Origin of the sequence: Micrococcus sp. APC 4021 (assembly GCF_030407635.1) — a bacterium.
GTDB lineage: Bacteria > Actinomycetota > Actinomycetes > Actinomycetales > Micrococcaceae > Micrococcus > Micrococcus luteus.
Genome location: NZ_JASDCZ010000154.1, coordinates 1 through 4,653 on the forward strand (window position 1 = coordinate 1; position 4,653 = coordinate 4,653).

4 protein-coding genes are annotated in these 4,653 nt (G+C 74.3%); 3 read left to right on the plus strand and 1 reads right to left on the minus strand.

Annotated features, from left to right (window positions below):
* From purE to manA, 3 genes are all read left to right on the plus strand, one after another.
* The coding region (gene purE, locus QL983_RS10460; RefSeq protein WP_290152906.1) for a 5-(carboxyamino)imidazole ribonucleotide mutase at positions 1 to 514 on the plus strand (514 nt) is incomplete at its 5' end.
* Between the two features lie 20 nt (positions 515 to 534).
* The gene (locus QL983_RS10465) at positions 535 to 2,127 is read left to right on the plus strand and encodes an LCP family protein (RefSeq protein WP_230297405.1); all 1,593 of its coding nucleotides are present in this window, start codon (positions 535 to 537) and stop codon (positions 2,125 to 2,127) included.
* A 41-nt stretch (positions 2,128 to 2,168) separates the two neighbouring features.
* Positions 2,169 to 3,413, plus strand: a complete 1,245-nt coding sequence (gene manA, locus QL983_RS10470; protein ID WP_020624638.1) for a mannose-6-phosphate isomerase, class I — start codon at positions 2,169 to 2,171, stop codon at positions 3,411 to 3,413.
* Positions 3,414 to 3,436: 23 nt separating this feature from the next.
* On the opposite strand, the gene glpX is transcribed toward manA, so the two are convergent.
* Entirely contained in the window at positions 3,437 to 4,459 is a 1,023-nt protein-coding gene (glpX, locus tag QL983_RS10475; RefSeq protein WP_020624637.1) for a class II fructose-bisphosphatase, read from the minus strand.
* Positions 4,460 to 4,653: the final 194 nt, after the last annotated feature.

Sequence of the window (4,653 nt, forward strand, 5' to 3'; positions counted from 1 at the left end):
CGCCCCGGTCGTCTCCGTCGTGATGGGCTCCGACTCCGACTGGCCCGTGATGAGCGCGGCCGCCGAGGCCCTGCGCGAGCTCGACGTGCCCGTCGAGGTCGGCGTGGTCTCCGCGCACCGCATGCCCCACGAGATGGTGGAGTTCGGCGCCCGCGCGCACGAGCGCGGCATCCGCGTGATCGTGGCCGGCGCGGGCGGCGCGGCCCACCTGCCCGGGATGCTCGCCGCCGTCACCCCCCTGCCCGTGATCGGCGTACCCGTGAAGCTCAAGAGCCTGGACGGGATGGACTCCCTGCTCTCGATCGTCCAGATGCCCGCCGGTGTGCCGGTGGCCACCGTCTCCATCGACGGCGCCCGCAACGCCGGCCTGCTGGCCGCCCGCATCCTCGCCTCGGCCGACACCGCGGAGGGCGATCGCCTGCGCGCCGCCCTCGCCGAGCACGCCGACGAGCTCAACGCCCAGGCCCGGGCCAAGGGGGCCCGCCTGCGCGAGCGGATGGCCGCCGACCGCTGATGTCGCCCGCCACCGGATCCGTGCCCGCCGGTCACGCGCAGCCCGACCCGCTCCGGGATCCGCGCGTCGCCTCCCCCACCGAGCGCACCCGCCGGGCGCTGATCCTCACCGCCCTGACCCTGCTGGTCCCCGGCGGCGCCCAGCTCGTGGCCGGCAGCCGCCGGCTCGGCCGCGTGGCGCTGCGGGTCACCGTCACCGTGTGGGCCGTGCTGATCCTCGGGCTGCTGTGGTGGCTGGTCTCCCGCGCAAGCCTGATCTCGCTCATGGCCCGGGACGGCGTGCTGCTCGGGCTGGCGGTGGTCCTGGCGGCGCTGGCGGTGGGCTGGGCGGTGCTGTGGGTGGACACGTTCCGGCTGATGCGGCCGCACCTGCTCGCCCCCGGCGCGCGGAAGATCACGGCGGCGGTCACCGCGCTCGCGCTCGTGCTCACCAGCGGCGCCCTGCTCTACGGCGGCTGGGCGGCGAACACGAGCCGCGGGGCGCTCGGCGAGGTCTTCCAGGAGGGGCCGGCCGTCCCGGAGGCCGAGGGCCGCTACAACATCCTGGTCCTGGGCGCGGACGCCGGCGAAGGCCGCCAGGGGCTGCGCCCGGACTCCATGCACGTGGTCTCCGTGGACGCCCGCACCGGCGCCATCGTGATGTTCTCCCTGCCCCGCAACCTCCAGAACGCGCCGTTCGTCGAGGGCTCCCCGCTGTGGGACGTGTACCCGAACGGCTTCGACTGCGGCGACGAGTGCATCCTCAACGCCCTCTACACGGACGTGGAGGAGCATCACGCAGACCTCTACCCGGACGCCGAACACCCCGGCGCCGAGGCCATGAAGGACGCCGCCGGCGGCATCCTCGGCCTGGACGTCTCCGGCTACGCCCTCATGGACATGGGCGGCTTCGCCCAGCTGATCGACGCCATGGGCGGGGTGGACGTCGTCAGCGGCGGCTACGTGGTGCACCGCGGCGTCCGGCCCGACGGCGCCTGGGGCAACATCTGGTGGGAGCCGGGCACCCACCACTTCAACGGCGACGACGCGCTCGCCTTCGCCCGCTCCCGGCACTGGTCCACCGACTACGCCCGCATCCGCCGGCAGCAGTGCATGCAGGCGGCGATGCTGGAGCAGTTCAGCCCCGCCACCGTGCTCACCCGCTTCGAGGGGATCCTCGCGGCGGGCGAGCAGATCGTGACCACCGACCTGCCGCAGTCCCAGCTCGGCACGTTCGCGGACCTCGCCGAGCGCTCGCGCGGCCAGAAGATGCGGCGGCTGACCATCGGCCCGCCCGACTTCGGCGACACGGGCACCCACTTCACCACCTACCCCGACTACGACCTCGTCCACCGCCGCGTGGACGAGATGCTGGCCGACGAGTCCGCGACCGCCGGATCGGAGCCGACCGGGGTCTCGGCGACGCCGTTGCTCACCGTGCTGGCCGTCGTCGCGCAGGAGACGGAGGCCCCCGACGTCGACGAGGACGACCCGGCCACGTGGCCGGCCCCGCCGACCCGCTCCGACGGCGAGCCCTTCACCGCCGAGGACCTGATGACGGCCGAGGACCTGGGCCAGGAGGACGTGCTGAACCACGCGTCCTCGACGAACGGGCTGTGCGTCCCCGCCCCGTGAGGCGCGACGCGCGGGCCGACGGGCTGACCTAGGCTGGGCGCATGCACGTCCTGAAGCCCGTGATCCGTGACTACGCCTGGGGCTCCCCCACGCTCCTCGCCGACCTGCAGGGACGCGAGCCCACCGGCCGCCCCGAGGCCGAGCTGTGGCTGGGCGACCATCCGGGCGCCCCGTGCGTCGCCGTCGTGGCGGACGGCGCCCACGTCGGCCTGGACGAGGTGGTGGCCGCGGACCCCGAGCACTGCCTCGGACCCGCCGCGCCGGAGGGCCGTCTGCCCTTCCTGATGAAGCTGCTCGCCGCGGGCGCCCCGCTGTCCATCCAGGCGCACCCCACCCTGGAGCAGGCCCGCGCGGGCTACGCCGCGGAGGAGGCGGCCGGCGTGCCGGTCGACGCCCCGCAGCGCAACTACAAGGATGCGAACCACAAGCCGGAGATGCTGCTCGCGCTGACCCCCTTCGCGGCGATGTGCGGCTTCCGCTCCCCCGAGGTCTCCTCGGACAGCTTCGAGGCCCTGGCCCGCGCCCTCACGGAGCGGGCGGACGGGGACACGTCCGCCGTCGCCGTCGCCGCCGCCCGGATCAGCCAGGCCCTCGCCGCCGGGGACCTCGAGGACGCGTTCACCTCGATCCTCGACCCGGACTCCGTGTGGGGCGCCCCCGGCGCCGTGGCGCAGGTCGTGGACGTGCTGCGGGCTGCGCCGGACCTGGCCGAGCGCGACCCCTCGCTGGCCACGGCCCTCGAGGCCGCCCAGCACCACCCGGACGACCCCGGCGTGGTGGTGGCCATCCTGCTCAACCGCGTGGACCTGGCCCCGGGTCAGGCCATCCATCTGCCCGCCGGCAACGTGCACGCGTACCTGCACGGGCTGGGCGTGGAGGTCATGGCGGCCTCGGACAACGTGCTGCGCGGCGGGCTCACCCCGAAGCACGTGGACGTGCCCGAGCTGCGCCGCGTGGTCACCTTCGAGGCGCTGCCGGTTCCCTCCACCGAGCCCGAGCGCGTGGCCGACTCCGTGGTGGCCTTCCGCCCGCCGTTCGAGGAGTTCGAGCTGCTCCAGGCCACCCTCGAGGACGACGCTGTCCACGGGCTCGACGTGCACGGGCCCGGGATCGCGGTGGTCACCCGCGGCACGGCGAGCCTGGCCCTGGCAGGCCAGGAGATCGAGCTGGGCCCGGGCGAGGCCGTGTTCCTGCCCGCCGCGGAGACGGCGTCCGGCCCGCTGGCCGTCCGCGCCGCGGCCGGCGCCCCGGCGACGGTGCACGTGGCCGGCCTGCCGCGGGGCTGAGCCCGGCAGACCGGCCCGCGGGCTCAGCGGGCGTCGCGGTCCCCCAGCCACTTGGACCACTTCTTCACGTCGTGCTCGGCGTCCACGGTGCGGACCGTGCCGGACGACGAGCGCATCACGATGGACTGCGTGTGCACGCGGCCGTCGGCGAAGCGCACACCGCGCAGCAGGTCGCCGTCGGTGATGCCGGTGGCCGCGAAGTAGCAGTGGTCGGAGGTGACCAGCTCGTTCGTGGTCAGCACCGCGTCGAGGTCGAGGCCGGCGTCGAGGGCCTTCTGCTTCTCGGCGTCGTCGGTGGGGGCCAGGCGACCCTGGATGATGCCGCCGGTGGCCTTGATCGCGCACGCGGTGACGATACCCTCGGGGGTGCCGCCGATGCCCATCATCATGTCCACGCCGGTGTCCGGGCGGGCGGCGGCGATGGCGCCGGCGACGTCGCCGTCCAGGATGAACTTCACCCGGGCGCCGGCCTGGCGGATCTCCTTGACCAGGCCCTCGTGGCGGGGGCGGTCCAGCACGCACACGGTCACCTGCGAGACGGGCTTGTCCAGGGCCTTGGCCACGAGGTTCACGTTCTGCTTCACCGGCAGGCGCATGTCCACGAAGTCGGCGGCCTCGGGGCCCACCACGAGCTTGTCCATGTAGAACACGGCCGACGGGTCGAACATGGTGCCGCGCTCCGCCACCGCGAAGACGGAGAGCGCGTTGTTGTAGCCCATGGCGGTCAGTCGGGTGCCGTCGATCGGGTCCACGGCCACGTCCACGGCGGCGCCGGAGCCGTCGCCGACCTGCTCGCCGTTGAACAGCATGGGGGCCTCGTCCTTCTCGCCCTCGCCGATCACCACGGTGCCGTCCATGGCCACGGTGTCCATGAACGCGCGCATCGCGTCCACCGCGGCGCCGTCCGCCTTGTTCTTGTCCCCGTAACCCACCCAGGGGCTCGCGGCGATGGACGCCGCCTCGGTCACCCGCACCAACTCCATGGCCAGGTTGCGGTCCGGGACGTGATTCTCGTAGCCGGTCTTCTCCGAGGACGCGCTGGTCATCGCTGCTCCGATCCTTGCTCGCGGCGCTCCGTCCGCACGGGACGGGGCGTGAGGGCGGCTCTGCCCCGGTCCTCATCCTACGGGGGCGGTCTCCCGCGGGTGGCACAATGCTGACCGTGAGCTCCGCCGACCCCCACTCCCCCGCCCCCCGCCCCGTCCTGACCGCCACGCAGGCGCAGCGGGCCCGGCAGCCG